Consider the following 25,197-nt stretch of genomic DNA (forward strand, 5'->3'; position numbering starts at 1 on the left):
CCGGTAAGCCACGCACCACCCGTTCTGCGCACTTGCCGCTGTTCCCGACCAGTTCGGGGCAGCGGTGAGTGCGCAGAACGCGTTTCAGGGCATACCCTGGACTCTCGTTATGACTGCTCTCGACAAGACTGCGCGACGGCGTCTGCTGCTGACCGCCACAGCCGCCACGCTCGCCTTCGGCGCCGGGGCCGCCCCCGCCGCCGCCCTTCCCGTGGCAGCGCAGCAACCGTTGGCAGCCGACGTGGACCCCTCGCCCACCACCACTCCCCCGTTCAGCACCCCGAGCACCGACAGCTGCCCGCACCGGCAGTCACCACCGCCGGCGATCGATCTGTCCGAGGTGCCGCGCCCCGGCGAGTCGGCGCCCGCTCCCGTCCCGGTGCCGGACGACCCCGTCGGCGGCGACGCGCTCGGCAACTGCGGCATCGTCACTGCCCCGGGCACCCCGCCTCTGCCCGCGGACCTGTCCGCGACCGGCTGGATCCTGTCGGACCTCGACACCGGCCAGGTACTCGCCGCGAAGGACCCGCACGGCCGCTACCGGCCGGCGAGCACGATCAAGATCCTGTTGTCGCTGGTCGCCCTCGACGAACTCGATCTCGACAAGACCGTCGTCGCGGACGCGACCGCTGCCGCTACGGAGGGCAGCTCGGTGGGCCTCGGCGCCGGCGGCACCTACACGAACCACCAGCTGATGCAGGGCCTCGTGATGCGCTCCGGCAACGATGCCGCCCACGCCCTCGCTGCACAGCTCGGGGGCGACGAGGCCACCGTCGCCAAGATGAACGCCAAGGCACAGTCCCTGGGCGCGTTGGACACCCGGACGGCGTCGGTCTCGGGCCTGGACGGTCCAGGCATGTCGACGTCGCCGTACGACCTCGCGCTGTTCTTCCGTGCGGCGATGCAGAACCCGACGTTCGCGCAGCTGATCTCCACCGACGAGGTGATGTTCCCCGGGCACCCGGCGGACCCGACTGTGCCCGACAGCAAGCCGGTCGAGCCCTACCCGATCTACAACGACAACCTGCTGCTCGCCAACTACGCGGGGGCACTCGGCGGCAAGACCGGTTACACCGACGACGCCCGCCAGACGTTCGTGGGCGGCGCCGATCGCGACGGGCGGCGGCTGGCGGTCACGCTGATGGCCGCCGACGTGCTGCCCATCCGTCCGTGGGAGCAGGCCGCACGGCTGCTCGACTACGGCTATGCCCTCGATCCCGACACTGCCGTGGGCGCACTCGTGGATCCGATGTCCGCGACCGACGGGTCGGCGGTGGCCGTCGCGGGACCGGGCAGCTCCGATGCCGGCGGTATGGATCTGGCGTCCGGATCGGATCTGCCGAACAAGGACGTCGCCGGGCGAGTCGCGGTGGGAATCGTCGGATCGGGCGTGATCGTCGGGCTCCTCGTCTGGGCCCGCGCGCTCACCCGCCGCCGCCGTCGTCGCTGAGCGTCGGTCAGTCCCCCCGGCGCTTCCACAGGCCGGCCAGTCCGATGGCCGCGAGCGCGCCGGCGCCGGTGAACGCGAGCGCCTCCTTCACGGACGGCCCCGCGCGCAGTTGCACGCGCGGGCGGATGACCGCCGAGTCCGGGGGCGGCACGAACGCGTTATCGAGGTTCTCCCGCGCGGTCGCCGCCCACGCGGTCGCGAAGAGGATCAGGCGCGCGGTGAGGTTGCTGAACACGAGCAGGCCGAGGATCGGTCCGAACGCGATACCGGCGGGCCCCCGACTGACGGCCGCCAGATAGAGCGCTCCGACCTGACGGAAGATCTCGAACACGATCGCGGCGGCGAAGGCGGCCCGGGCGGCGCTGCGCAGCGTCACCGGTTCGCGGGGCAGGCGCGCGATCACCCAGGTCAGCACGGCCCACGTCGCGAGCAGACCGATCACGAGCGACACGATCCGCACCGCCACCCCGACGCCGGTGATGTTCTCCGCGCCGAGCCATGCGACGACCTTGCCGGACAGGGGCCCGTTGCTGAGAGCGGACAGTCCGAACGACACCAGCATCGTCAGGCCCAGCCCGAGGAGGGCAGCGAGATCCTTCAACTTGGTGACGATGAAGTTCCCGGACTCGTGAGTGGTCTCCCACATCGCGGTCAGCGCGTCGCGCAGGTTCGCCATCCACCCGAGTCCCGCGTAGGCGGCACCGAGCAGACCGAGCACACCGACACCGGTACGCGCCGAGATGGCCGAGTCGATCAGGGAGTTGACGGTGTCGCCGAGCCCACCCGGCATGTTTTTGCTGACCTGGTCCTGGATGTCGGTGATCCAGTCGGGATTGCCGGCGAGCACGAAGCCCGCGACGGCGAACGCCACCATCAGGATCGGCACGATCGCAAGGATCGTGAAGTACGTGATCCCGGCGGCGTAGTAGTCGCCCTTCTGCTGCTGATAGCGCCCGCCCGCGCGAACGAGGTGATCGAGCCACGGCCGCGCCGCTCGCTGCCTGTCGAGAAAGCTCGGCGCCTCGTCCGTCATGTGCAGATCTACCCCTTACTGGTCAGGAATCCCACCTTCTCATAGACCTGGCCGAGTGTCCGGGCAGCAACTTCACGGGCCCGATCGGCGCCGGCGGCGAGGATCCGATCCAGCTCGGTCCGGTCGGACAGGTACCCGTCGACCTTCGCGCGCAGCGGGGTGACGAAGTCGGCGAGGACCTCGGCGGTGTCGGACTTGAGGTCGCCGTAGCCTTTGCCCTCGTACCCGGCCACCAGATCGTCGATGCTCTTGCCTGACAACGCCGACTGGATGGTGAGCAGATTGCTCACGCCCGGCTTGTTCGCCCTATCGAAGCGGATCTCGCGCTCGTTGTCGGTGACCGCGGACTTGATCTTCTTGGCCGAGACCTTGGGGTCGTCGAGCAGGTTGATCAGGCCGGCCGGGGTGGGGCCGGACTTGCTCATCTTCGACGTCGGGTCCTGCAGGTCGTAGATCTTCGCGGTACCCTTGATGATCTGCGGCTCCGGAATCACGAACGTCTTGCCGAAGCGGGTGTTGAAGCGGCCGGCGAGGTCGCGCGCGAGTTCGAGGTGCTGACGCTGGTCCTCGCCCACCGGCACGCGCTGCGGGCGGTAGAGCAGGATGTCGGCGGCCATCAGGACCGGGTACGTGAACAGACCCACGCTCGCGTGGTCGCTGCCCTGCCGCGCCGACTTGTCCTTGAACTGCGTCATGCGGCTGGCCTCACCGAAACCGGTGATGCAGTTGAGCACCCACGCCAGCTCGGCGTGCTGCGGCACCTGGCTCTGCACGAACAGCGTCGACCGCTCGGGGTCGATGCCCACGGCCAGCAGCTGCGCGACGGCCCGCAGGGTGCGCATGCGCAGTTCCTTGGGGTCCTGCGGCACGGTGATCGCGTGCATGTCGGGGATGAAGTAGAACGCATCGAACTCGTCCTGCAGGGGCACCCACTGCTGCAGCGCACCGAGGAAATTGCCGAGGTGGAACGAGTCGGCGGTCGGCTGGATGCCCGACAGGACGCGAGGCTTCGCGGTCGGAGGGGTCGCGGTGTTCTCTGCAGTGCTCGACATAATCCCCGATACTTTCACGCGTCCGGATCGGCGATGCGAGGGAGGTGCACGCCGACGGCCAGGCATCGGTCGACCACAGTGTCGGCGTGGCCGGGCCGCACCTGCAACACGATCGACCCCGGCACATCGCCCACGGCTTCGGCGAACCAGGCCAGCTCCGAGACCTGCTCGCCCAGCAACGCGTCGGCGTCGAGGACGAACACCACGGGGTCGGGTCCGACGGTGTCGCCGATCTCGCCGAGGCACTCGTCGAACGCGTCCTTGTTGCGGCCGAAGTAGTACGGGAACTGCAGTGCGGCCGCGAACTCGTCGAACAGGGCCGGCACGGTCGACATCCGTCGTCCGCGCACGTGCCGCACCGGACGCCCGGCCGCGCGCAGGTCCTCCTCGATACCCGCCGCCCGGCCCCGATCCGTCACCAGCAGGGACAGTCCGCGCGGGAACCCGGGTGTCATCACAGCGTCCTCGTCATCAGCGCATCCTCACGAATGTTTCGTAATGGTCCGAGGTGTACCACGCGGAGCCGTCGTCACCGGTGATGATGCGTTCGGCGTCGCGACCCCGGCCGCTCTGCTTCCGGTTGACGTCCCACTCCTGGTAGCGGACCTTCTGACCGCTGTCGGACTTGCCGGGCAGCCGGCCCTCGTGATTGCCGAACACCCGCCCGCCCTGCGTGCCGGGTGCGTCGGCGGGCGGCCAGCTGCCGGCGTCGATCGCGGCCAGCGTGGTCCACACGTACTCGGGGACGGCGCTGTTCGCGGCCTTCTTCGCCGGGCTCGTGGTGGCGGTCGGGCTGGTGGTGGTCCTGGTACTGGTGGTAGGGGTGGTCTTGGTGCCGGACGCGGCGACGCCGCTCGTCACCGACGTGACCGAGGCTGCGGCCGGTGCCGTGTCGTCTCCCCCGCTCTGCGTCCCGAGGACGATCGCCACGGCGAGGCCGACGATCGCCACGAGCAGCGCCAGCAGCGAGTTCTTGGACTTCGGTGACGCCATCAGCGGAACTGGACCGTGACGGGCGCGTGGTCCGACCAGCGCTCGGCGTACGTGGCGGCCCGCTCGACACGGGCCTCCTTCGCCCGCTCCGCCAGGCCCGGCGTAGTCAGGTGGTAGTCGATGCGCCAGCCCGCGTCGGTGTCGAACGCCTTGCCGCGGTACGACCACCACGAGTACGGGCCGTCGACCTCGGGGTGCAGCGTCCTCACAACGTCGACCCAGGCCCCGTCGGCGAGGAGGGCGTCGACCCAGGCACGCTCGCCCGGCAGGAAACCGGACTTCTTGACATTGCCCTTCCAGTTCTTGATGTCCCGCTCGGTGTGGGCGATGTTCCAGTCACCGCACACGAGAACGTCGCGTCCCGCCGCGGCGGACGACTCGGCGCTGCGGTTCAGGTGCGCCGCGAACGACGCCATGAAGCGTTCCTTCTGCTCCTGCTTGGGCGTCTCGGCCTCACCGGTGGGCAGATACAGGCTGCCGACGGTCAGGGTGTCGAAGTCGGCCTCGATGTAGCGCCCGGCGTCGGCGAACTCGTCGTCACCGAACCCGATCCGCACGGCGTCGGCGGCGCGACGGGACAGCACCGCGACACCGTTGCGACCCTTCGCGGACGGCTCCGCGGAGGCGAGGTGCCAGCCGGCATCGAGCGCCGGCGCGAGGGTCTCGTGGAGCTGCTTGTCCGACGCGCGGGTCTCCTGCAGGCACACGACGTCCGCCTGCGAGCCCTCGAGCCACTCGAGCAACCCCTTGCGGGCGGCAGCGCGGACGCCGTTGACATTGACCGTGGTGATGATATGTGGCACGCGAAGAACCGTAGCCGAACGGGCCGACGCTATCGGCGGGCCGTCACCACCGCGACGGCGAGGACCGCGATGCCCGTCAGGGCCAGCAGCGAACCCACCAGGGCGGGGGCGGTGTAGCCGAATCCGGCCGCGATGACGACACCACCGATCCACGCGCCGAACGCGTTCGCGATGTTCAACGCGGAGTGGTTGAGGGCCGCTGCGAGGGTCTGTGCGTCCGCGGCGACGTCCATCAGCCGGGTCTGGAGTCCGGGCACCAGCGCCGATCCGGCGGCGGCGACGAGGAACAGCACGATCATCGCCGTGTACGGGTTGTGCGCGGCGACGGCGAAGAGCGCGAGCAGCACCACCAACGCGCCCATCATGACGAACAGTCCGCGGGTGAGGGCACGGTCCGCGAGCCGGCCGCCGAGGAGGTTTCCGGCGACCATGCCGAGCCCGTAGACCATCAGCGCGAGCGGCACCAGGGACATCGGCAGCCCGGCGACCTCCGTCATCGTCGAGCTCACGTAGGTGTAGACGGCGAACATGCCGCCGAAGCCGACCATGCCCACCACCAGGGTCAGCCACACCTGGCCCCGCCACAGTGCGCCGAGTTCGGTGGCCGGGTTGCTGGTGCGGATCGCGTGCAGTGGCGGAACCCACACGGTGATCGCGGCGACGGTGACGGCGCCGATGACGGCGACCACCGCGAATGCGCTGCGCCAGCCCAAGCCCTGCCCGATCCAGGTGGCGGCCGGCACGCCGACGACGTTGGCGACCGCGAGACCCGACATCACCATCGCCACCGCCTTCGCGCGGTGGCCGGGTCCCGCCAGGTGGGCGGCCACGAGCGAGGCCACACCGAAGTAGGCGCCGTGTGGCAGACCGGCGACGAAACGCGCGACCATCAGCCCGCCGTAGTTCGGGGCCACGATCGCGGCCGCGTTCCCGACGGTGAAGGCGATCATCAGGCCGATGAGCAGCGCCCGGCGCGGCATCCGCGCGGTGAGCGCCGCGATCAGCGGCGCGCCCACCACGACACCCAGCGCGTACGCGGTGATGACGTGCCCGGCGGTGGGCTCGGAGACGCCCAGGCCGCCGGCGATCTGCGGCAGCAGGCCCATCGCCACGAACTCGGTGGTGCCGATGCCGAAGCCACCCATCGCGAGCGCCAGCATCGCGCGGCGGCGGCCGGTGGGTGAGAGGAACACGTCCGTGGACGTCTGGGCGGGGGCCGAGATGGTCAAGAAGAGATGCCTTTCGGGGCACGGTGAAAACAGCAGACGTTCGACGGTACCGACCGAAAGAAAACGGGACGTTCCCACGAGGGGAACGTCCCGTTTCAGCTGAAGTCAGCGACGCATCAGCGTGACGCGCGAGCCTTCTGCAGGTTCTCGTCCAGCGTGGAGAGGAACTCCTCGGTGGTCTGCCAACCCTGGTCGGGTCCGATCAGCAGAGCGAGGTCCTTCGTCATCTGACCGTTCTCGACGGTCTTGATGACGACGTCCTCGAGCTGCTGCGCGAAGTCGATGACCTCGGGGGTGTTGTCCAGCTTGCCGCGGTGCTCGAGGCCCCGGGTCCACGCGAAGATGGACGCGATCGGGTTCGTCGAGGTGGGCTTGCCCTGCTGGTGCTGACGGTAGTGGCGCGTGACGGTGCCGTGTGCGGCCTCCGCCTCGACCGTGCGGCCGTCCGGGGTCATCAGCACGGAGGTCATCAGACCCAGCGAGCCGTAGCCCTGCGCAACCGTGTCCGACTGCACATCGCCGTCGTAGTTCTTGCAGGCCCAGACGTAGCCACCCTCCCACTTGAGCGAGGAGGCGACCATGTCGTCGATGAGGCGGTGCTCGTAGGTCAGACCTGCGGCATCGAACTCGGCCTTGAACTCGGTCTCGTAGATGTTCTGGAACTCGTCCTTGAACATGCCGTCGTAGGCCTTGAGGATGGTGTTCTTCGTGGAGAGGTACACCGGGTAGTTCTGCTGCAGGCCGTACGCGAGCGAGGCGCGGGCGAAGTCCTGGATGGACTTCTTGTAGTTGTACATCCCCATGACGACGCCGCCGTCCTCGGGAATCTTGCACACCTCGTGCTGGATCGGCTCGGAGCCGTCCTCGGGGGTGTAGGTGATGGTGACGGTGCCGGCGCCGGGGACCTTGAAGTCCGTAGCGCGGTACTGGTCACCGAACGCGTGACGTCCGACGATGACCGGCTTGGTCCAACCCGGGACCAGACGCGGGACGTTGGAGATCAGGATCGGCGCACGGAAGATGGTGCCGCCCAGGATGTTACGGATGGTGCCGTTCGGGGAACGCCACATCTTCTTCAGGCCGAATTCCTCGACCCGGGCCTCGTCCGGGGTGATCGTCGCGCACTTGACGCCGACGCCGTGCTTCTTGATCGCTTCTGCAGCGTCGATCGTCACCTGGTCGTCGGTCGCATCGCGATGCTCGATCCCCAGGTCGTAGTACTCCAGGTCGACATCCAGGTAGGGATGGACCAGCTTGTCTTTGATGAACTGCCAGATGATGCGAGTCATCTCGTCGCCGTCGAGTTCGACGACCTTACCTTCGACCTTGATCTTGGACATGGGGGCTTCGTGTCCTCCTAGGAAGTTTCCCTGGTTCCACGTGCACGGACCACTTTGTGGGCGGGTCCGCCAACGGTTCAATTATCAAACGTATACGGTCCGGATCTCCCGCGTGAGGGCCGATCCAAACATGACGAGCGTACTGCTATCCGCCCGGACCGCAACCACCGGGCCGAAAGCCGCACACCCTACCGTTCAGTAACCAGACTTCCGCAGAGGGCCGCCGCGATTGCGCGCGGCGACCCTCCGTCGGCCGATCAGCCGAGTTCGCCGACGACGGCCTCGGCGCTACCGAGCAGCGCACCCGACGCAACCAACTGCACCGCAGCCTCGATTTCGGGGGCCAGGTAGCGGTCCGTGCCGGGACCCTCGACGTGCTCGCGGAGGGTGTCGCGCACGGCACCGGTCGCCGGCGACGGCTGCAGGGGCGCCCGCAGGTCGAGACCACGCGCCGAGGTGAGAGCCTCGATGGCCAGCACCCGGGTGAGTCCGTCGATCGCGCGGCGCAGCTTGCGCGCCCCCGACCAACCCATCGACACGTGATCCTCCTGCATCGCCGAGGACGGAATCGAGTCCACGCTCGACGGCGCGGCGAGGCGCTTGAGCTCGGAGACGATCGCAGCCTGGGTGTACTGAGCGATCATGTGTCCACTGTCGACGCCCGGATCGTCGGCCAGGAACGGCGGCAGCCCGTGGTTGCGCGCCTTGTCCAGGAACCGGTCCGTCCGGCGCTCACTCATGCTCGCCACGTCGGCGACGACGATCGCCAGGAAGTCCAGTACGTAGGCCACGGGCGCACCGTGGAAGTTGCCGTTCGACTCGACCCGGCCGTCGAGGGTGACGACCGGATTGTCGACCGCACTCGCCAGCTCGTAGGACGCGATCCGCTCCGCGTGGGCGAGGGTGTCGCGCGCACCGCCCGCGACCTGGGGCGCGCATCGCAGGGAGTAGGCATCCTGGACGACGGTGCAGTCCGGGTTGGCGTGGCTGGCGACGATCTCCGAGCCGGCGAGGATCCGGGTCATGTTTGCGGCCGCGACCGCCTGCCCGGGCTGCGGGCGCAGCGCCTGGAGGTCCGCGGCGAAGACCTTGTCCGTTCCGAGCAGGCCCTCGACGCTCATCGCCGCGGTGATGTCGGCGAGCGAGAGCAGCTTGTGCAGATCGTGGCAGGCGAGGACCAGCTGGCCCAGCATGCCGTCGGTGCCGTTGATGAGGGCGAGGCCCTCCTTCTCCTCGAGCTGGACGGGCTCGATCCCGGCCGCGGCCAGCGCCTCGGCGGTGGGCATCAGCTCGCCGTCGGCGTTCCGCACGGTGCCTTCCCCGATGACGACGAGCGCGACGTGCGCCAGCGGCGCGAGGTCGCCGGAACAGCCGAGGCTGCCGTACTCGTGGACCACCGGGGTGATGCCGGACGACAGCAGCGCCGCGTAGACCTGCGCCACCTCCGGGCGAACCCCGGTGCGGCCGGTCGCGAGCGTCGACAGGCGCAGCAGCATCAGCGCCCGGACCACCTCACGCTCCACCTCGGGACCGGACCCGGCGGCGTGCGAGCGGATCAGGCTGCGCTGCAACTGTGCCCGCAGCTCCAGCGGAATGTGCCGGGTGGCCAGGGCACCGAAACCGGTGGACACTCCGTAGACCGGCTTCGGATCCTCGGCGAGTGCCCGGATACGGGCGCGGCTCTCGCCGATGGCCGACAGGGCCTCCTCGGACAGTTGCACCGTCGCACCGAATCGTGCGACGCGCACGACTTCCTCGGGCGTCACCGCGCCGACACCGACAACGACAGGTGCGATCTCCTTCGCTGCCTGGTCTGCGGTACGCGGGAGGGTGTTCGTGCTCATCTTTGTTCTCCGTTTCGAAAAGTAAGGGTCGTGCTCGAAGTTGTGGTCGGTGTCAGACGGGATCGACGAGGATCTCGTCCTCGACTACGGGCTCCGGGCGCGCCCAGCGGCGGTAGGCCAAGGCGAGCAGCACCAGCCACACCGCGCCGACCACGAGTGCCACTCGAGAGTCGGCGTCGAAGGCCAGCACGGCGATGACGAAGACCAGGAAGCCGATCGCGATCAGCTGCCCGTACGGCCAGAACGGCACCGGGAACTTCAGTGCCGCAACCTCGTCCGCGCTCATCTGCTTCCGCGAGCGGTACTGGGCGAACAGGATCATCAGCCAGACGAAGACCGTCGCGAAGGTCGCGATCGACGCGATGACGAGGAAGACCCGGTCCGGCATCGTGTAGTTCAGCAAGACGCCGACCAACAGTGCGGCGACCATGATCACCACCGTCATCCACGGGACCCCGTTGCGGGAGACCCGGCTCATCACCTTCGGCGCGTACCCACGCTGCGCCATTCCGTACATCATGCGGCCGGCGCCGAAAATGTCGCTGTTGATCGCGGACAGCGCAGCGGTGATCACCACGACGTTCAGCACCGTCGCGGCCGGACCGATGCCGAGTCCCTGGAAGATCTGCACGAAGGGGCTGCCCTCGGACCCGATGTTCTGCCACGGGGTGATCGCCATGATCACGGCGAGTGTGAGCACGTAGAAGACGATGATCCGGATGGGCACGGTGTTGATCGCTCGCGGAATGGTCTTCTTCGGGTCCTCGGCCTCGCCCGCTGTGATGCCGATGATCTCGGTGCCACCGAATGCGAACATCACGATCGCGAAGCAGCCGAGGAACCCGCCGAGCCCAGTGGCGAAGAACCCGCCCTCGTTCCACAGGTTCGACACTCCCTCGCTGGTGTCGTGAAGACCGAACCCGAAGATCAGAACCGCGATACCTCCGGCGATCATCGCCACGATCGCCACGATCTTGACGATCGTGAACCAGAACTCCACCTCACCGAAGACCTTGACGCTGAGCAGGTTGATCGCGCCGATGAAGAAGATGACCGACAACACCCAGATCCACCGCGGGACATCCGGAAACCAGAAACCCATGTAGACGCCGAAGGCCGTCACGTCGGCCAGACAGACCACGATCATCTCGAACGTGTAGGTCCAGCCGGTCGCGAATCCCGCGAGCGGACCCAGATACTTGCTCGCGTACTCGCCGAACGAACCCGAGACCGGGTTGCTCACCGCCATCTCGCCGAGCGCACGGAGCACGATGTAGATCACCGCGCCGCCGATCAAGTAGGCCAGCAAGACGGACGGCCCCGCCTGGCTTATCGCCTCCGCGGAGCCGTAGAAGAGGCCGGTGCCTATGGCGGAACCGAGGGCGATGAAGCGGATATGGCGCGCTGTGAGACCTCGGGTCAGCGCCGGGGCAGTGTCTGTCACAATCGAACTCCCTGGACGGTGGCGTTATCGGCGGACGCAGCGCGGATCGGAAACCCACAGTTTTGTGCGAGTTTTGTGCCCTGCGTCACAACCTGCGGCACATGTTTAGTCCTGTATATACAGCTAAGTCAAGTGGGGCTCGTCACTTTCCCTTCTCGACGCGCTTGCCTGCCCTCCTTCCAACCGCGCGGTCGATACCGCTACTATCGGCGGCAGGTCATGAGTGCCAGCGTCAAGCCCCGGCTCGCTGGTCGGCAACCCTCCAACCGCGGTGGGGTGCCCCGGGTGATGACCAGGTTTCCCGGCGAGAGTCGGGTGACAAGCGCGGGTCCGCTGGGACGGACCCACTGACCGGGCCATGCCCCACCGGAGGTTTCTCATGTGTTGTTGTCGCAGATAGCCCAGTCATTCCGGCGCGCGGACGCCGCAGCGCCGACTCATCACCTCCCCAACCTGGAGTAGACGACTCATGACCGACATCACGGACGCCGCGACCGATCCGACGGCCGACTGGAGCTTCGAGACCAAGCAGATCCACGCTGGCCAGTTGCCGGACGGCACCACCAACGCGCGCGCGTTGCCGATCTACCAGACCACCTCGTACACGTTCAACAGCACCGACCACGCCGCCGCGCTGTTCGGGCTGGCAGAGCCGGGCAACATCTACACCCGCATCATGAACCCGACGCAGGACGCCGTCGAGCAGCGGATCGCCGCGCTCGAGGGTGGCGTGGCAGCGCTGCTGCTCGCGTCCGGTCAGGCCGCCGAGACGTTCGCGATCCTCAACCTCGCCGAGGCCGGCGACCACATCGTGTCGAGCCCGCGCCTGTACGGCGGCACGTACAACCTGTTCCACTACTCGCTGCGCAAGCTGGGCATCGAGGTCTCGTTCGTCGAGGATCCCGACGACATCGAGCAGTGGCGCGCCGCCATCCGCCCGAACACCAAGGCGTTCTACGGTGAGTCCATCTCGAACCCGCGCAACGACGTGCTGGACATCCCCGGCATCTCGAAGGTCGCGCACGAGAACGGCATCCCGCTGATCGTCGACAACACGGTCGCGACCCCGTACCTGATCCGTCCGCTCGAGTTCGGCGCGGACATCGTCGTCCACTCGGCCACCAAGTACCTCGGCGGCCACGGCACCGCGGTCGCCGGCGTGATCGTCGACGGCGGCAACTTCGACTGGACACAGGGCCGCCACACCAACTTCACCACCGCCGACCCGAGCTACCACGGCGTCGTCTACGCGGATCTCGGCGCACCGGCATTCGCGCTCAAGGCCCGCGTGCAGCTGCTGCGCGACCTGGGTGCGGCCATCTCGCCGTTCAACGCGTTCCTCATCTCGCAGGGCATCGAGACGCTGAGCCTGCGCATGGAGCGCCACGTCGCGAACGCGAAGGCCGTCGCCGAGTACCTCGAGGCCCGCCCCGAGGTGACCTCGGTGTCGTACGCCGGTCTGCCGTCGTCGCCGTGGCACGAGCGCGGCAAGACGCTGGCCCCCCGCGGCACCGGCGCCATCGTGGCGTTCGAGCTCGCCGGTGGCGTGGACGCGGGCAAGAAGTTCGTCAACGCCCTCACCCTGCACAGCCATGTCGCCAACATCGGTGACGTGCGGTCGCTGGTGATCCACCCCGCCTCGACGACGCACTCGCAGCTGACTCCCGCAGAGCAGCTCGCCTCCGGCGTCACCCCGGGTCTCGTCCGCCTCGCCGTCGGGATCGAAGGCCTCGACGACATCCTCGCCGACCTAGATGCCGGGTTTGCGGCGGCGGCATCTTGACCGTCAGCCCCGTTCGCAACGCCCGTCCGGCCGGATTCCCTCCGCCGGACGGGCAGTTGGGCACTGTCCACATCGGCTCGATCGAACTCGAGAGCGGTGCGGTGCTGCCCGACGTCACGCTGGCCGTCCAGCGGTGGGGTGAACTGGCGCCCAACCGCGACAACGTGATCCTGGTCGAGCACGCCCTGACCGGCGATTCGCACGTGACCGGGCCGGCGGACGCCGAACACCCCTCCCCCGGCTGGTGGGACGGCATGGTCGGGCCCGGCGCGCCGATCGACACCAACGAGTGGTGCGTGCTCGCCACCAACGTGCTGGGCGGCTGCCGCGGCACCACCGGCCCGGGTTCACTCGCGGCCGACGGGTCGCCGTGGGGTTCACGGTTCCCCGCGATCTCCATCCGCGATCAGGTGACCGCCGAGATCGCGCTCGCGGACCTGCTCGGCATCGAGCGCCTGTCCTCCGTCGTCGGCGGGTCGATGGGTGGCATGCGCGCACTCGAATGGGTCGTCGGGCGCCCCGATCGGGTCGATTCGGCGCTGATCCTCGCGGTGGGTGCGCGTGCAACCGCCGACCAGATCGGCACCCAGACCACCCAGATCGCGGCCATCGAGGCCGACCCCGACTGGCAGGGCGGCAACTATCACGGCACCGGCCGCGTCCCGGCCACCGGACTGCGCCTCGCCCGCCGGATTGCACACCTGACGTACCGCACGGAGAACGAGCTGGACTCGCGCTTCGCGAACGACGGCCAGGGCGACGAGAACCCTTGGGACGGCGGACGTTACGCAGTCCAGAGCTACCTCGAACACCAGGCCGACAAGCTGGTCTCCCGGTTCGACCCGAGCACGTACGTGCTGCTGACCGAGGCCATGAACCGGCACGACGTCGGACGCGGACGCGGCGGTATCGAGGCGGCGCTCGCGTCGACCGACGTTCCGGTGATCGTCGGTGGCGTCGACTCGGATCGGCTGTACCCGCTGCGGCTGCAGAAGGAGCTCGCGGACGGCCTGCCCGGCTGCGACCGGCTGCGGGTCCTCGAGTCGAAGGACGGCCACGACGGCTTCCTCACCGAGGCCGACGCGGTGGCCGAACTGCTGAAGGAAACGATGGAGTTGGCGCGCGCGGCGCGCTGATCCGGTAGAGCAGGTCCCGGCGGTCCGCTCGGCGCGTCAGTCGGTGCCGAGCGGATCGATCGAGACCGCCAGCGCGAGGATCGTGACGCCGACGACCGCCATGGCCGCGACGTCGAACCCCTTGCCCCGCACGGCCAGCAGCCCGACCCGGTCGGGCGAGAGGATGCCGCGCAGGAACGCCGCGAGCAGCATGGCGCCTCCGAGCACGAAGGCGCCACGCCGCCAGCGGTCGGCGAGGACCAGCACGAATGCGGCCGCCACCACGAGGAGGACGGCCAGCATCGGGAGGTTCTGTCGCACGAACCGCGTCACAGGCTGGGACACTGGGCGAGCCTAGTCGCGCAGACCGGCGAGCTGCTCGGCGCGCTCCACGACGTTGGTGAGCAGGAATGCACGGGTGAGGGGTCCGACGCCACCGGGGTTCGGGGAGATGAATCCGGCGACCTCGCGGACGTCGGGGGCGACGTCACCCTTGAGTCCGTCGGCGGTGCGGCTGACACCCACGTCGAGCACCGCGGCACCCGGCTTGACCATGTCGGCGGTGATCAGTCCCGGCACGCCCGCGGCGGCGATGACGATGTCTGCCTGGCGCACCTGCGCCGCGAGATCGCGGGTTCCGGTGTGGCACAGGGTGACCGTCGCGTTCTCCGATCGGCGGGTGAGCAGCAGGCCGATGGGACGGCCGACCGTGACGCCACGACCGACGACGGCGACGTGCGCGCCGGCGATCGGGACCTCGTAGCGGCGCAGCAGGTGGACGATGCCGCGCGGGGTGCACGGCAGCGGGGCCTCCTTGCCGAGGACCAGACGACCCAGGTTCACCGGGTGCAGACCGTCGGCGTCCTTCTCGGGGTCGATGCGCTCGAGGGCCGCGTTCTCGTCGAGGTGCTTGGGCAGCGGGAGCTGCACGATGTAGCCGGTGCACTCGGGGTTGGCGTTGAGTTCGTCGATGGTGGCCTCGAGGTCGGCCTGGGTGATGTCGGCGGGCAGGTCGCGGCGGATGGAGGTGATTCCGACCTTGGCGCAGTCGTTGTGCTTGCCACGGACGTAGGCCGCCGAGCCGGGGTCGTCACCGACGAGGACGGTACCGAGTCCGGGCGTGATGCCCCTCTCCTTCAGGGCCGCCACCCTGGCCTCGAGGTCCTCGAAAATCTCGTCGCGGGTTGCTTTGCCATCCAGGATCGTTGCAGTCACGGCGACCATTGTTCCAGGCTGGAGTGACTCCGCGTCACCGGCTCCGAATCTTCGCGGTCACCACGGCTCGACGACGAGTCCCATCGCGGTCGCGTAGGCCACCGCCTGGGTGAGTTCCACCTGGGTCTTGTCGAGCTTCGCGGTGGTCCACAGCCCGGCGTCGACGTGGGCTCCCCGCAGGTCGGCGCCCTCGAGTCGCGCACCCTCGACGCGGGCGCCGAGCAGGTCCACCGACCGCAGGATCGCGCCGCGCAGGTCCGCCTGCACCAGGTTGGCCTCGCGGAACCGGGAGTCGGTGAAGTCGAGCCCGCGCAGGTCGGCGCCGCCCATCGAGACCAGCGTGAAGTCCACCTCGTCGATCAGCAGCGGCCGCAGCTGACAGTCGACGAACACCGATCCGAGCAGACTGCAATTACGGAAGCTGCTGTGCCACATGGTGGTCCGCGCGAACATGCACGACCGGAACGCACTGCCGTGATGATGCGAGTCGGTGAGATCGGCACCGGTGAAGTCGCATTCGGTGAAGACGGCGAACTCGGTGTGCAGCTCGGACAGGTCGGCGTCCCGGAACGAGCACGCGGTGTAGTGCTGCCGGTTCCAGTTCTCCCGCGACATGCGGGCGTCGGAGAAGTCCTCCCCGACGATCTCCACGAGTTCTCCCGTCATACGTCCATGCTGCCCTCGGGTACCGACAATTACGACCGGTCCTCTAGCAGTTGTCGAACTGCCAGCGATCGTCGATCAGCGTCCAGGTGCGCGGCTCCATCGCGTGCGCGGGTGCGTTCGGGTCCGCGTCCACCGTGACCACCTGGCCCGACGATCCGATCACGCGAACGGTCCAGCTGGTCGGCCGCGGGTCCCGGCCTGCATAGAAGGCGTCGAGCAGACGACGGTAAGACTCGACGTCCCCGATCTCCGCCTGGCATCGCTGCGAATAGAAGTCCCAGGCAGTGTCGGCGTCCTTTGCGGCGGCGGCCCGATCGAGCGCCACGGCCGCATCCCCGAAACGGTACCCGAGGCCGCCGCGCCCGAGTATCCGAGCACCTCCGGCGCCTGGCAAGCTGAACGCCGTGTTCCGAGTGATGTTCCACGAGCCCCGCATTCCCCCCAATACCGGCAACGCGATCCGGATGGTCGCCGGTACCGGCTGCGAACTGCACCTCGTGGGACCGCTCGGGTTCGACCTGTCGGAGCCGAAGCTTCGCCGCGCCGGCCTCGACTACCACGACCTGGCCTCGGTCACCGTGCACGAGGATCTCGATGCGGCGTGGGCGGCGCTGAATCCGGACCGGGTGTTCGCGTTCACCGCGCACGCGTCGACGTCGTACGCCGACATCGCGTACCAGCCGGGCGACGTCCTGCTGTTCGGTCCCGAGCCGACGGGCCTGTCGGAGGAGGTTCTCGCCGATCCGCACGTGACCGCACACGTGCGGATCCCGATGGTTCCGGGCAGGCGGTCGCTGAATCTGTCCAACGCCGCCGCCGTCGTGACGTACGAGGCGTGGCGTCAGCACGGATTCGCCGGAGGCGTCTGAGTCCCGAGTTGGACACTTGACCGATCCGGTGTACGACGACCGGGTCACACGCGCTACAGTGCCCTCGAAAACCTGAATTAGCAGGGGGAATGCGTGTTAGCGCGCGTCGCAGGTATGTCGGGTGCCACCCCTCGGAGTGGCTGAGGGGTCACCATGCGTACTGAAGCAGTGCACCGTCTGCGGAACGCCTGCGCCGCGGTACTGTCCGTGACGGCACTCGTCGTGACCGGGCTCCTTGCCCAGGCACCCGCGGCGAGCGCCGAACCCGCACCGCGCGTGACCCGAGTGGACGACGACGGCTCACGTGCGGTCACCGCACAGGTCTACTCCCCGTCGATGGACCGGGTGATCCCCGTTCGTGTGCTGCTGCCCGCGGAGACCTCGACTCCTCGCCCGACGCTCTACCTGCTCAACGGCGCCGGCGGCGGGAATACGGACGCGACGTGGCAGGAGAACACCGACGTCACCGAGTTCTTCGCCCACAAGCACGTCAACGTGGTCACCCCGATGGACGGCGCCGCGAGCTACTACACCGACTGGGAGCGCGACGATCCGATCCTGGGCCGCAACAAGTGGCAGACGTTCCTGACCCGCGAGCTGCCCCCGATCATCGACTCCGAGTTCGGTGGCAACGGAAACAATTCGATCGCCGCCATCTCGATGACCGCGACGTCGGTCCTGAACCTGGCCATCGCCGCTCCCGGCCTGTACAAGGGTGTCGGGTCGTACAGCGGTTGCGCCGAAACGAGCAGCCCCGCCGGTACCGCGTTCGTCGACCTGGTCGTCCGATCGGCGAAGGGTGCCGACCCGACGAACATGTGGGGGCCCGTCGGCGGGCCGGGCTGGATCGCCAACGATCCCGTGGTGAACGCCGAGAAACTCCGGGGCACCGCCCTGTTCGTCTCGTCCGGCTCGGGGCTGCCGGGACAGTACGACCACCTCGGCGCCCCCGGAGTGGACGGCGACCTGGTTGCCTTCGCGCGGCAGGTCGCCGTCGGCGGCGTCATCGAGGCCGCCACCAACATGTGCACGCACAACCTCGCGAATCGCTTGCAGCAGCTCGACATTCCGGCCACCTTCGATTTCGCACCCTCGGGCTCGCATTCGTGGTTGTACTGGCAGGACGATCTGCACCAGTCGTGGCCGCTGTTGGCGCGTGCGATGGGGATCTGACTCCCGCCCGGATTCCGGGCCTGTGGTCAGCTTCCCGTGCGGGCGATCTCGAGGAAGTCGCGGGCGGCTCCGCGCAGTCCGCGGGACTCGTCCCACACCGCGAGCAGCCGTCGCGGCATCCGCAGACCCTCCACCTCGACGGACGAGAGCCGACCGTCGTTGAGGTCCGCTTCGACCGCGAGCGACGACACGACGGCTGGAGCGTTGCCGGCCACGACGGCCGCCTTGACCGCCGTGCACGACGTCAGTTCCAGCAGCGGCTCGACGCATCCGGGCACCGCGTGCTCGAGTGTCGTTCGGGTGCCGGACCCCGATTCCCGCTGGATCAGTGCCGTGGCCGCGAGTTCACTCGCGGCGATCGGTGCGCGTGAGATCCAGGTATGGCCGGGCGGGACGATCACGACCAGTTCGTCCCGGGCCACCTCGACCGACCGGAGGCCGTCCGGGACCACGGGCCCCTCGACGAAACCGAGGTCGGCCTCCCCCGCCCGTACCTGCGCGGCGACGTCGGTGGAGTTGAGCAGCCGAATCGAGGTGACGACGTTCGGGTGCTTGCGCCGCATCGTGACCGTCCAGGCGGGCACGAGGTACTCGGCGATGGTCATGCTGGCCGCGACGGTGAGGTTGGCCTCCATCTCGCCGCGCAGCGCGGCGACTCCGGACGCGAGCTCCTCCGCGGAGTCGAGGATCGCGGACGCCCATTCCAGGATCAGTGCGCCCTCGGCGGTGGGCTGGACGCCGCCGGAGCCGCGGTCGAACACGCGGATCCCGAGCTGGCGTTCCGCGGAGCGCACGCGCGCGCTGACGGCCTGCTGGCTGAGTCCGTGCTCGCGCCCCGCGGCCCCCATGCTCCCGAGCCGACCCACCGCGACCAGCACGTCCAGCGCGGCGAGTTCGGGTACGCGGTTCGAAAGCGGCATACCACCAAGGCTAGCCCCACAAAGCGCGTTTGTACCCCATCTACCCCAAGGCTTCTACCGGGGACAACGACCAGACGGGAGAGTTGGTGTCATGCTCACAGCTTCACGTCTGGCACACCTGACCCCCAATTGGTTCGCCATGGTGATGGGCACGGGAATCATCGCCGTCGCCACGTCGTCGCTCCCGGTCGACCTCCCCGGACGGCGCGGAATCGCGCTCGCGTTCTGGCTGCTGGCGACGGCCCTGCTGGTCGTGCTGGTGACCGCGTTCGTCATCCACTGGGTCCGCCACACCGAGCACGCCCGCGGTTACGCCCGCAGCGCCACCATGTTCCCCTTCTACGGCGCGCTGCCGATGGCCGTGCTCACCGTGGGAGCCGGGACCGCGGCCGTCGGGTCCACCGTGATCAACGCCGATGCGGCCTTCGCCATCGCGGGCACGCTCTGGGCAATCGGCACCGCGGGAGGACTCGTGACGAGCGCGGTGATGGGGATGCGGTTGCGGTCGGTCGCCGATCGCGGCACTCCGGTGCCCGCTTGGCTCATGCCGGTGGTGCCGCCGATGGTGTCGGCCGCGACCGGCGCCGCCCTGGTGAACCACCTGCCGGAGGGCTGGCCGCGTGTGGCGATGCTGACCGGCTGCTATGCGCTGTTCACGGTCGCCCTGGTCTTCGCGCTGGTCATCGCCACGATGGTCGGACGCGAGTTCGGCGAGCGGGGACTCCCGCCGCTGCAGGCCCTGCCGACCATGTGGATTCCGCTCGGCATCGTCGGACAGTCGATCGCGGCGGCGAACCTGCTGGGCACGGCGGCGGAGGGGGCCGTCGGTCACGACGTCGCCGACGCCCTGCACATCTTCGGGCTCGGGTACGGACTGCTGATGGGCACCATCATGATCGTCGCGCTGACCGCGGTCGGCGTGGTCACGGCCCGCGCGTTCCGCAACGGTCTGACCTTCACGATGAGCTGGTGGAGCTTCACCTTCCCGGTCGGTGCCTGCGCGGTCGGGATGGGAGCATTCGGTGTCGCGGGTGACTTCGAGATCCCGCGAGTGTTGTCGGCCGGACTGCTGTGCGCCCTGGTCGTCGCCTGGTGCGTGGTGGCAGTGCACACCGCACACAAGGTTCGGACCAGGGCGCTTCCGGCCCCGGCCTGAGCCGGGCCGAACCGTCGGTCAGGCGAGGGCGTCGATGGCAGCCTGGAGTCGGATCGTGGCCTCGTCGGCGACGGACTCGAGTCCGGGCTCCTTGGTCACCTCGACCATCAGCGCGGGGTTCATGGCCTCGACGATCACGCCGTCACCGTCGGCGCGGACGACGACGTTGCACGGCAGCAGCAGGCCGATCTGACGATCCACCCCGACCGCGCGGTGCGCGAGCTGCGGATTGCAGGCTCCGAGGATGACGTACTGCTCCATCTCGGCGCCGATCTTCGTCTTCAGCGTGGCCTGCATGTCGATCTCGGTGAGGACACCGAAACCCTGCTCCTGCAACGCGGCCCGCGTCTTGGCGATCGCGTCGTCGAACTCGGTGTTCAAGCGGGTCGAGATTCCCAGATCCATGACGGACTCCTCACGGTTGTCGGTTCGGTTTCCCGGCGATCACGCCAGTGCCAGGAACAGCTTCTCCAGTTCGGCCTCGGTCAGCGGCTCGGACGCCTTCCCGTCGCCGGCCAGGCACTCACGCAGACCGGTGGCGACGATCTTGAATCCGGCCCGGTCCAGGGCCCGCGACACCGCGGCCAGCTGGGTCACGACGTCCTTGCACTCGCGGCCGTTCTCGATCATCGAGATGACGCCCGCCAGCTGCCCCTGCGCGCGGCGCAGTCGGTTGAGCACCAGGGCGATGCTCTCTTCGTCTCCGGTCATGGGACCTCCTAGTTCTACTTCCAGATTACCCACAGGGGTATCCGACCGGATCCGGCTGTGACAACGATCATCAGCCGGATCCGGCGCCGGAGTCACCCGTGCGAGAACGTGATGTTCGGCAGCGCCCGGCGCAGCCAGCGCGGGGACCACCAGGCGGCGTTGCCGGTCAGGCGCAGCAGCACCGGCAGCAGCACCAGGCGGATCAGCACCGCGTCGAGCAGCACCGCGACACCGAGCAGGATGCCCATCTCCTTCGGCGGCAGCGGCTCGGCCAGCGCGAAGCTGAAGAACACGCCCACCATGACGGCGGCCGCCGCGAAGATGACCCGGCCCGAGTGCGCCATGCCCCCGATCTGGGCGCGACGGGCGTCACCGGTCTTCTCGTACTGTTCCTTGACCGTCGACAGCAGGAACACCGTGTAGTCCATCGCGATCGCGAAGATCATCGCGAAGAAGAACACCGGACCCCAGCCGTCGAGGAAGCCCTGCGGTTCGAAACCGAGCAGCCCGGACAGGTGGCCGTCCTGGAAGATCAGCTTCGAGACACCGAACGCGGCGGCAGTCGAGAGCAGGCTCACCACGGTGCCGATCAGCGACACCAGCGGGGCCTGCAGCGCGACCAGCAGCAGCAGGAAGCCGAGCGCCAGGATCACGCCGATCACCAGCGGCAGGTAGTCGTTGAGCGCCTGCTGCAGGTCCAGGTTCTCCGCCGGCGCACCGCCGACGAGAGCGCTGTCGGGCAGCTCGGCACGGAGCTGGTCGAGCGTTCCGCCGAGCGCGGGATCGGACGGATCCACTGTCGGCAGCGCCTGCATCATCATCAGGTCGGAGCCGTCCATCGCGGGCATCGCGGGTGTCACCGCGGCGACACCGTCGACGGCCGCGGCCGCTTCGGCGGCTGCCGGGGCGTCGGACGCGGGCACGACGATCTGCAGCGCACCCGGTGCGCCGATGCCCATCTGTTCCTGCACCAGTTCGTAGCCCTGACGGACGGGGGCGTCCTCGGGCACCACCTGGATCGACGGCATCGCGACCTCGAGCCCACCCAGCGGAATCGCGAGTCCGATCAGGATCGCGACGGCACCGACCGCGAACGGCCACGGGCGCCGGTCCAGCAGTCGTCCCCACTTCGCGAACAGCGGCGAGCCGTCATTCTGGGTCTGCTGCTTCTTGGCGTACGGCAGCGAACCGGCGTTGACCTTGCGGCCCAGCTTGGCCAGGACCGCGGGCAGCAGCGTCAGCGTCGCGGCGAGGACGAACACGACCGCGAGCATGATGCCGACCGCCATCGTCCGCACCGCCGGTGCGGGCACCAGCAGCACCGCCGACAGACTCACCAGCACGGTCAGCCCGGACAGCAGCACGGCCTTGCCGGCAGTGTCCATCGTCTCCGCGACGGCGAGCCGCGCGTCGGCCTTGGCGCGCAGCGCCTCCCGGAAGCGGACCACCAGGAACAGTGCGTAGTCGATGCCGAGGGCGAGGGCGAACATCATCGCGAAGTTCATGGCCCACACCGAGATCGGCGTGATCTCGTTGAGCAGCACCAGCGCACCGGCCGACGCGACGAGTCCCGCGAGGGTCAGCAGCAGCGGCAGACCGGCCGCGACGAGGGAGCCGAACGCGAGCACCATGATGCCGAGCGTGACCGGCCACGACATCATCTCGGCCTTGATCATCGCCTCGTGGTTGGCCTTGTTGAAGTCGCTCCACAGCGCCGACGCGCCGGTCGGGTAGACATCGATGCCGTCGCCGGACAGGGCCGTCAGGTCACCACCCAGGTCGTCGACCGCGCGCACCATCTCGTCGGTGTTCGCGTTCGCGCCGGCCACCAGGATTCCGGTGTGGGCGTCGGGGCTGATGGTCATGCCGGGCTGCGGCGGGATCACCTCGCCGATGCGGGCGTCGGCCTTCAGGATCGACGTGGCCTCGCCCAGCACCTGCTGCATCGCGGGATCGTCGAGCGGCTTGTCGTCGGAGTGGACGACGACCTGGACCGCGGACGACGCGTTGCCGCCGAAGTGTTCCTGCGCGAGTTCGCGGACCTGCACCGACTCGGAGCCGTTGGCCTGCCAACCGGCGCCGGCCAGCGAGTTGAACACCGACGGTGCCGCGGCGCCGAGGGCGACGACGAGCACCAGCCAGGCGGTGATCACCCATTTGAAGTTGCCGGCCATCGCGGCGCCGAGTCGTGCGAGCGGTCCGCCGACTGACTCGCTGGAGGGCGGCGGGGACTTCGCAGTTTCTCGTTGCTGTCCGGTGGTGGTCATGAGCTTGCCCTTCATGGTTCGAAAATACGGGTGGGGGTATATGAACGACCGAAGAAACCCGGCCGAGTACGTGACGACCTCGACCGGGTCCGGAGGAGACTAGCTGCCGGCGTCGACGGCGCGGCCGGACTGCATCCAGGCCATGGTGCCGCCGGCGACGTTGACGGCGTCGACGCCGCGGGCCACGAGGTATTCGGCAGCCTGGCCGCTGCGGCCGCCGACCGCGCAGATCATGTACACGGTGGCGTCCGCGGGAACCTCGTCGACGCGCGCGACGAACTCGCTCAGCGGGATCGAGACGGCACCCGGGACGTGCCCGCCGGCGAACTCGTCCGCCTCCCGGACGTCGACGAGCGGGGCGCCCGAGGCCAACACCGATTCGAGTTCGGTCACGTCAATTTCACGCATGGGGTTCCTTCCGGATGTTCTTCAGCAGTCGTTCGATTGTCGCGGTTCGTCACGAGACGGTGGCCGGCGCGTTCACACGCCGTCCCGCGTCCCACGTCTTGTAGCCGCCGTCGAGGTTGGCCGCGGGCCGACCCAGCTGTCCGAGCAGGCGCACCGCGGTGTGACCACGCTGGCCCACCTGGCAGTGCACGACCAGGTCACCGGCCGGCAGTTCACCGACACGGTCCCGGAGCTCGTCGAGCGGAACGTTGACGGCACCGGGGATGGCGCCGGCCGCGAACTCGTCGGCGGTGCGGACGTCGACCAGCGACGCACCGTCGGCGACCAGGGTATCGAGTTCGTGCCACTGGACGGTGCGGGTGGAGTCGGTGCGCAGGTTGTCGGCGATGTAGCCGAGCATGTTCACCGGGTCCTTCGCCGAACCGAACTGCGGCGCGTACGCCAGTTCGAGGTCGGCCAGATCCGACGCCGTCAGCCCACCGGCCATCGCGGTGGCGATGATGTCGATCCGCTTGTCGACGCCGTCACCGCCCACGGCCTGGGCGCCGAGGATCGCGTCGGTCTCGGGATCGACCAGCAGCTTGATCGACATCTGCTGCGCGCCCGGGTAGTAGCCGGCGTGCGACTGCGGATGGGTGTGGATGGCCCGGTACGGGCGGCCCGCGGCCCGCAGCCGCTTCTCGTTCCAGCCGGTCGCGGTGACGACGAGCCCGAAGACCCCGACCACTGCGGTGCCCGACGACGAGCGCGCGTGCACGGGTCGGCCCGCGATGACGTCGGCCACCAGGCGGCCCTGACGGTTCGCCGGGTTGGCCAGCGGGATCAGCGCTGCGCTGTCGCCGATCGCGTCGTGTTTCTCGACGGTGTCGCCGACCGCGAAGATGTGCGGGACCGAGGTGCGCATCTGATCGTCGACCGCGACGCCGCCACGCTCCCCCAGCTTCAGTCCGGCCATCTTCGCGAGCGCAGTCTCGGGCCGGACACCGATCGCCATGACCACGACGTCGGCCGGGACGGTGCGCCCGTCGGCCAGGTCGGCGGTGGTCGCGTCGATGCGGGTGAGCTGGGTGCCCAGCTCGAGGTTCACCCCGTTCTGGCGCATGCGGTCGGCGACCGGTGCGGCCATCTCGGGGTCGAGGGGCGCGAGCACCTGATCGGCGAGCTCGACGACGGTGACGTCCAGGTCGCGGTGACGGAGGTTCTCGGCGAGTTCGACGCCGATGAACCCGGCCCCGACGATGACCGCGCTGCGCGCCGTCTCCATCTGCCCGACCAGGCGGTCGACGTCCTCGACGTCGCGCAGGATCAGGGCGCGCTCGACGCCGGGCAGCGGCGGCACGATGGGGCTCGCGCCGGTGCTCAGGACCAGTTCGTCGTAGCTCTCGACGTAGGTGTTCCCGGACTCCAGGTCGCGGACCGTGACGGTGCGCGCGTCGGCGTCGATGGAGACGACCTCGCTGCGGACCCGGACGTCCAGGCGGAAGCGGGCGCCGAGACTCTCGGGGGTCTGCAGCAGCAGTTCGTCGCGGTCCTCGATGACGCCGCCCGCATAGTAGGGCAGACCGCAGTTCGCGAACGACACGTGTGCGCCGCGCTCGAACACGACGATCTCCGCCGACTCGTCCAGACGACGCATGCGGGTGGCCGCGGACATGCCGCCGGCGACACCTCCGACGATGACAACCTTCACGATCTACCTCCTCGATGTTGGAGTCGAGCATACCCC

25 protein-coding genes and 1 riboswitch are annotated in these 25,197 nt (G+C 68.9%); of the genes, 6 read left to right on the plus strand and 19 right to left on the minus strand.

All coding sequences use genetic code 11. The annotated features are described in order from the left end of the window. Positions 1-109: 109 nt before the first annotated feature. The gene (locus HUN07_RS19725) at positions 110-1,450 is read left to right on the plus strand and encodes a D-alanyl-D-alanine carboxypeptidase family protein (protein WP_174912114.1); all 1,341 of its coding nucleotides are present in this window, start codon (positions 110-112) and stop codon (positions 1,448-1,450) included. Positions 1,451-1,457: 7 nt separating this feature from the next. On the opposite strand, the gene yhjD is transcribed toward HUN07_RS19725, so the two are convergent. The 9 genes from yhjD to HUN07_RS19770 form a co-directional block, all read right to left on the minus strand. Next, positions 1,458-2,483 carry an inner membrane protein YhjD gene (gene yhjD / locus HUN07_RS19730; RefSeq protein ID WP_174912116.1) on the minus strand — a complete coding sequence of 342 codons (1,026 nt, stop codon included), beginning with the start codon at positions 2,481-2,483 and terminating at the stop codon, positions 1,458-1,460. 8 nt (positions 2,484-2,491) lie between these two features. Continuing rightward, positions 2,492-3,535 (minus strand): tryptophan--tRNA ligase, encoded by a 1,044-nt coding sequence (gene trpS, locus HUN07_RS19735; protein ID WP_174912119.1) that lies wholly within the window; start codon positions 3,533-3,535, stop codon positions 2,492-2,494. Positions 3,536-3,549: 14 nt separating this feature from the next. Further along, positions 3,550-3,990 (minus strand): barstar family protein, encoded by a 441-nt coding sequence (locus HUN07_RS19740; protein WP_174912122.1) that lies wholly within the window; start codon positions 3,988-3,990, stop codon positions 3,550-3,552. Positions 3,991-4,006: 16 nt separating this feature from the next. Next, positions 4,007-4,528, minus strand: coding sequence for a ribonuclease domain-containing protein (locus HUN07_RS19745; protein WP_174912125.1), 522 nt, complete (start codon positions 4,526-4,528; stop codon positions 4,007-4,009). Continuing rightward, positions 4,528-5,331, minus strand: a complete 804-nt coding sequence (locus HUN07_RS19750) for an exodeoxyribonuclease III (RefSeq protein WP_174912127.1) — start codon at positions 5,329-5,331, stop codon at positions 4,528-4,530. Before HUN07_RS19750 ends, HUN07_RS19745 begins: the two co-directional genes overlap by 1 nt. 29 nt (positions 5,332-5,360) lie before the next feature. After that, the gene (locus tag HUN07_RS19755) at positions 5,361-6,491 is read right to left on the minus strand and encodes an MFS transporter (RefSeq protein ID WP_114724267.1); all 1,131 of its coding nucleotides are present in this window, start codon (positions 6,489-6,491) and stop codon (positions 5,361-5,363) included. A gap of 185 nt (positions 6,492-6,676) precedes the next feature. Continuing rightward, entirely contained in the window at positions 6,677-7,900 is a 1,224-nt protein-coding gene (locus tag HUN07_RS19760; RefSeq protein ID WP_114724250.1) for an NADP-dependent isocitrate dehydrogenase, read from the minus strand. Positions 7,901-8,157: 257 nt separating this feature from the next. Continuing rightward, the gene (gene hutH, locus HUN07_RS19765) at positions 8,158-9,744 is read right to left on the minus strand and encodes a histidine ammonia-lyase (protein ID WP_174912130.1); all 1,587 of its coding nucleotides are present in this window, start codon (positions 9,742-9,744) and stop codon (positions 8,158-8,160) included. A gap of 52 nt (positions 9,745-9,796) precedes the next feature. Next, positions 9,797-11,188, minus strand: a complete 1,392-nt coding sequence (locus HUN07_RS19770) for an amino acid permease (protein ID WP_114724248.1) — start codon at positions 11,186-11,188, stop codon at positions 9,797-9,799. A gap of 215 nt (positions 11,189-11,403) precedes the next feature. After that, positions 11,404-11,519, plus strand: a riboswitch (SAM riboswitch). A 138-nt stretch (positions 11,520-11,657) separates the two neighbouring features. On the opposite strand from HUN07_RS19770, the gene HUN07_RS19775 reads away from it, so the two are divergent. After that, on the plus strand, positions 11,658-12,971 hold the full coding sequence (locus tag HUN07_RS19775) for a bifunctional o-acetylhomoserine/o-acetylserine sulfhydrylase (RefSeq protein ID WP_114724247.1): 1,314 nt from the start codon (positions 11,658-11,660) through the stop codon (positions 12,969-12,971). Beyond that, entirely contained in the window at positions 12,968-14,107 is a 1,140-nt protein-coding gene (gene metX / locus HUN07_RS19780; protein ID WP_254622609.1) for a homoserine O-acetyltransferase MetX, read from the plus strand. The genes HUN07_RS19775 and metX overlap by 4 nt, the downstream gene beginning before the upstream one ends. 36 nt (positions 14,108-14,143) lie before the next feature. Here metX and HUN07_RS19785 read toward each other — a convergent pair whose 3' ends face one another. Genes HUN07_RS19785 through HUN07_RS19800 form a run of 4 tightly spaced genes read right to left on the minus strand, consistent with a single transcriptional unit; the run spans position 14,144 to position 16,292 of the window. Continuing rightward, on the minus strand, positions 14,144-14,389 hold the full coding sequence (locus tag HUN07_RS19785; RefSeq protein WP_174914896.1) for a DUF3017 domain-containing protein: 246 nt from the start codon (positions 14,387-14,389) through the stop codon (positions 14,144-14,146). A gap of 51 nt (positions 14,390-14,440) precedes the next feature. Continuing rightward, the gene (locus tag HUN07_RS19790) at positions 14,441-15,301 is read right to left on the minus strand and encodes a bifunctional methylenetetrahydrofolate dehydrogenase/methenyltetrahydrofolate cyclohydrolase (RefSeq protein WP_174912133.1); all 861 of its coding nucleotides are present in this window, start codon (positions 15,299-15,301) and stop codon (positions 14,441-14,443) included. A gap of 57 nt (positions 15,302-15,358) precedes the next feature. Beyond that, positions 15,359-15,967 (minus strand): pentapeptide repeat-containing protein, encoded by a 609-nt coding sequence (locus tag HUN07_RS19795; protein WP_114724244.1) that lies wholly within the window; start codon positions 15,965-15,967, stop codon positions 15,359-15,361. Positions 15,968-16,010: 43 nt separating this feature from the next. Next, a complete protein-coding gene (locus tag HUN07_RS19800; protein WP_174912136.1) occupies positions 16,011-16,292 on the minus strand; it encodes a hypothetical protein in 282 nt (93 codons plus the stop codon). A gap of 79 nt (positions 16,293-16,371) precedes the next feature. On the opposite strand from HUN07_RS19800, the gene HUN07_RS19805 reads away from it, so the two are divergent. Together HUN07_RS19805 and HUN07_RS19810 are read left to right on the plus strand one after the other, a co-directional pair. Then, entirely contained in the window at positions 16,372-16,836 is a 465-nt protein-coding gene (locus tag HUN07_RS19805; protein WP_174912138.1) for a tRNA (cytidine(34)-2'-O)-methyltransferase, read from the plus strand. 153 nt (positions 16,837-16,989) lie between these two features. Continuing rightward, positions 16,990-18,009 (plus strand): alpha/beta hydrolase, encoded by a 1,020-nt coding sequence (locus HUN07_RS19810; RefSeq protein WP_174912141.1) that lies wholly within the window; start codon positions 16,990-16,992, stop codon positions 18,007-18,009. Between the two features lie 26 nt (positions 18,010-18,035). On the opposite strand, the gene HUN07_RS19815 is transcribed toward HUN07_RS19810, so the two are convergent. Further along, the gene (locus tag HUN07_RS19815) at positions 18,036-18,929 is read right to left on the minus strand and encodes a LysR family transcriptional regulator (protein ID WP_114724240.1); all 894 of its coding nucleotides are present in this window, start codon (positions 18,927-18,929) and stop codon (positions 18,036-18,038) included. 91 nt (positions 18,930-19,020) lie between these two features. On the opposite strand from HUN07_RS19815, the gene HUN07_RS19820 reads away from it, so the two are divergent. After that, complete coding sequence (locus HUN07_RS19820; protein ID WP_174912144.1) at positions 19,021-20,085, plus strand: TDT family transporter; 1,065 nt, start codon at positions 19,021-19,023, stop codon at positions 20,083-20,085. 18 nt (positions 20,086-20,103) lie between these two features. On the opposite strand, the gene HUN07_RS19825 is transcribed toward HUN07_RS19820, so the two are convergent. The 5 genes from HUN07_RS19825 to HUN07_RS19845 form a co-directional block, all read right to left on the minus strand. After that, complete coding sequence (locus HUN07_RS19825; RefSeq protein ID WP_174912146.1) at positions 20,104-20,490, minus strand: DUF302 domain-containing protein; 387 nt, start codon at positions 20,488-20,490, stop codon at positions 20,104-20,106. A 39-nt stretch (positions 20,491-20,529) separates the two neighbouring features. Then, a complete protein-coding gene (locus HUN07_RS19830; RefSeq protein ID WP_114724237.1) occupies positions 20,530-20,796 on the minus strand; it encodes a metal-sensitive transcriptional regulator in 267 nt (88 codons plus the stop codon). Between the two features lie 92 nt (positions 20,797-20,888). Further along, positions 20,889-23,063, minus strand: a complete 2,175-nt coding sequence (locus HUN07_RS19835) for an MMPL family transporter (protein WP_174914898.1) — start codon at positions 23,061-23,063, stop codon at positions 20,889-20,891. A 99-nt stretch (positions 23,064-23,162) separates the two neighbouring features. Next, positions 23,163-23,471 (minus strand): rhodanese-like domain-containing protein, encoded by a 309-nt coding sequence (locus HUN07_RS19840; RefSeq protein WP_114724236.1) that lies wholly within the window; start codon positions 23,469-23,471, stop codon positions 23,163-23,165. Between the two features lie 49 nt (positions 23,472-23,520). Then, positions 23,521-25,164 (minus strand): FAD-dependent oxidoreductase, encoded by a 1,644-nt coding sequence (locus HUN07_RS19845; protein WP_217487229.1) that lies wholly within the window; start codon positions 25,162-25,164, stop codon positions 23,521-23,523. Between the last annotated feature and the right edge of the window lie 33 nt (positions 25,165-25,197).

Origin of the sequence: Rhodococcus sp. W8901 (assembly GCF_013348805.1) — a bacterium.
Lineage (GTDB): Bacteria > Actinomycetota > Actinomycetes > Mycobacteriales > Mycobacteriaceae > Prescottella.